At 67.7% G+C, this 2987-nt stretch carries 1 protein-coding gene; it reads left to right on the top strand.

The genetic code is table 11. The features are described 5' to 3' along the window. Positions 1-370: 370 nt before the first annotated feature. Positions 371-2987: ATP-dependent Clp protease ATP-binding subunit (locus G6027_RS13215; RefSeq protein WP_241727108.1), on the top strand; the 2617-nt coding region annotated here is incomplete at its 3' end.

Here is a 2987-nt window from a genome sequence, read left to right as displayed (position 1 = left end):
CGCGAGGGTCGTCTTGCCGGAGCCGGGCGGGGCCTGGACCACCGCGGTCCCCGTGGTGGCGATTGCGTCCCGCAGGGCGGGCAGTGCGGCGGCGAAGGGCAGGCCGCGGCCGATCCGGTCCAGATCGAACGGGCTCATCCCTCGGTCCCGTCCACCCGTGTCATGACCACGACCCTAGAGGCGCCGCCCGCGGAAGTCCGTCCCTCAGCGCACGGATCGGCCGCGTTCGCTGTCGGCGTACACGGATCTGCAATGGTTCCCCGACCTGCCGCGTTGAACACTGGTGACGGACCCGCTCCCGCTCCTGCGGTGCAGCGCGTCAGACACGGCCACTACAGTGGACGAAACCCGAGGAATGTGAGGTAGCACGATGTTCGAACGGTTTACCGACCGCGCGCGTCGCGTCGTCGTCCTGGCCCAGGAAGAGGCCCGGATGCTCAACCACAATTACATCGGCACCGAGCACATCCTGCTGGGTCTCATCCACGAGGGCGAGGGAGTGGCCGCCAAGGCACTCGAGTCCCTGGGGATCTCGCTGGAAGCGGTGCGGAGTCAGGTCGAGGAGATCATCGGCCAGGGCCAGCAGGCGCCCAGCGGGCACATCCCGTTCACGCCGCGGGCCAAGAAGGTCCTGGAGCTGAGCCTGCGCGAGGCGCTGCAGCTCGGCCACAACTACATCGGCACCGAGCACATCCTGCTCGGTCTCATCCGTGAGGGCGAGGGCGTGGCCGCCCAGGTGCTGGTCAAGCTCGGAGCGGACCTCACGCGGGTCCGCCAGCAGGTCATCCAGCTGCTCTCGGGCTACCAGGGCAAGGAGGCGGAGGCCACTGGCGCCCCCGCTGGCACCGGTGGTCGCGAGTCCGGCACGCCGTCGTCCTCGACGGTGCTGGACCAGTTCGGCCGCAACCTCACGCAGGCCGCCATGGAGGGCAAGCTCGACCCGGTCGTCGGCCGCGCCAAGGAGGTCGAGCGCATCATGCAGGTGCTCTCCCGGCGCACCAAGAACAACCCGGTGCTCATCGGCGAGCCCGGCGTGGGCAAGACCGCGGTCGTCGAGGGCCTGGCACAGGCCATCGTCAACAACGAGGTCCCCGAGACCCTCAAGGACAAGCAGGTCTACTCGCTCGACCTGGGGTCGCTCGTGGCCGGTTCCCGCTATCGCGGTGACTTCGAGGAGCGCCTGAAGAAGGTGCTCAAGGAGATCAACCAGCGCGGCGACATCATCCTGTTCATCGACGAGATCCACACGCTCGTCGGCGCGGGTGCCGCCGAAGGTGCGATCGACGCGGCGTCGATCCTCAAGCCCAAGCTGGCCCGTGGCGAGTTGCAGACCATCGGCGCCACCACGCTCGAGGAGTACCGCAAGCACATCGAGAAGGACGCGGCGCTCGAGCGTCGTTTCCAGCCGGTGCAGGTCCCGGAGCCCAACGTGGAGCTGTCCATCGAGATCCTCAAGGGTCTGCGGGACCGCTACGAAGCGCACCACCGCGTCACCATCACGGACGCCGCTCTGGCCGCGGCGGCCCAGCTGGCGGACCGGTACATCAACGACCGCTTCCTGCCGGACAAGGCGATCGACCTCATCGACGAGGCCGGCGCCCGCATGCGGATCAAGCGGATGACCGCTCCGCCGGACCTGCGGGAGTTCGACGAGAAGATCGCCGAGGCCCGCCGTGAGAAGGAGTCCGCGATCGACGCGCAGGACTTCGAGAAGGCCGCCGGCCTGCGGGACACGGAGAAGAAGCTCATCGCCGAGCGCTCGGAGCGCGAGAAGCAGTGGCGTGCGGGCGACATGGACGTGGCCGCCGTGGTCGACGAGGAGCAGATCGCCGAGGTCCTGGGGAACTGGACCGGTATCCCCGTGTTCAAGCTCACCGAGGAGGAGACCACGCGTCTGCTCCGCATGGAGGAGGAGCTGCACAAGCGGATCATCGGCCAGGAGGAAGCCATCAAGGCGGTCTCCAGGGCCATCCGCCGCACCCGGGCTGGTCTGAAGGACCCCAAGCGTCCCTCGGGTTCGTTCATCTTCGCCGGCCCGTCCGGTGTGGGTAAGACCGAGCTCTCCAAGGCGTTGGCCAACTTCCTGTTCGGCGAGGACGACGCGCTCATCCAGATCGACATGGGCGAGTTCCACGACCGCTTCACCGCTTCTCGCCTGTTCGGCGCACCTCCCGGGTACGTCGGATACGAGGAGGGCGGCCAGCTCACGGAGAAGGTCCGGCGCAAGCCGTTCTCGGTGGTCCTGTTCGACGAGATCGAGAAGGCCCACTCCGAGATCTACAACACGCTGCTGCAGGTGCTCGAGGACGGCCGTCTCACCGACGGCCAGGGCCGCATGGTGGACTTCAAGAACACCGTGTTGATCTTCACCTCCAACCTGGGCACGAGGGACATCTCCAAGGCAGTCGGGATGGGCTTCCAGTCCTCCGACAACACCGAGGACGCCTACGAGCGGATGAAGCAGAAGGTCAACGACGAGCTCAAGAAGCACTTCCGGCCCGAGTTCCTCAACCGCATCGACGAGATCGTGGTGTTCCATCAGCTCACCAAGGCTCAGATCGTCGAGATGGTCGACCTCATGGTCAGCCGTGTCGGCGTGGCGCTCAAGGCCAAGGACATGACGATCGAGGTGACGGACCGGGCCAAGGAGCTCCTGGCCAAGAGGGGTTTCGATCCGGTCCTGGGTGCGCGGCCGCTGCGTCGCACCATCCAGCGCGAGATCGAGGACACGCTGTCGGAGAAGATCCTCTTCGGCGAGGTCGCGGCCGGCGAGCTCATCACCGTCGACGTCGAGGGCTGGGACGGCGAGTCCGACAAGACGGAGGACGCCAGGTTCACGTTCTCCGGGGCCCAGCGCCCGGACACCGGCTCCCGCGAGGGCGAGGAGATCACCGCGAGCGTCGCGCCCACCGGAGAGGCCGGCCCGGGCGATTCGCTCCCGCCGAGCTCGGGTGGCTTCGGTGGCGGAGCCCCCGGCGGCCCGTCGG

It is taken from the genome of Dietzia sp. SLG310A2-38A2 (assembly GCF_014145095.1).
Taxonomy (GTDB): domain Bacteria; phylum Actinomycetota; class Actinomycetes; order Mycobacteriales; family Mycobacteriaceae; genus Dietzia.
This window is presented reverse-complemented; position numbering and strand designations above follow the sequence as displayed.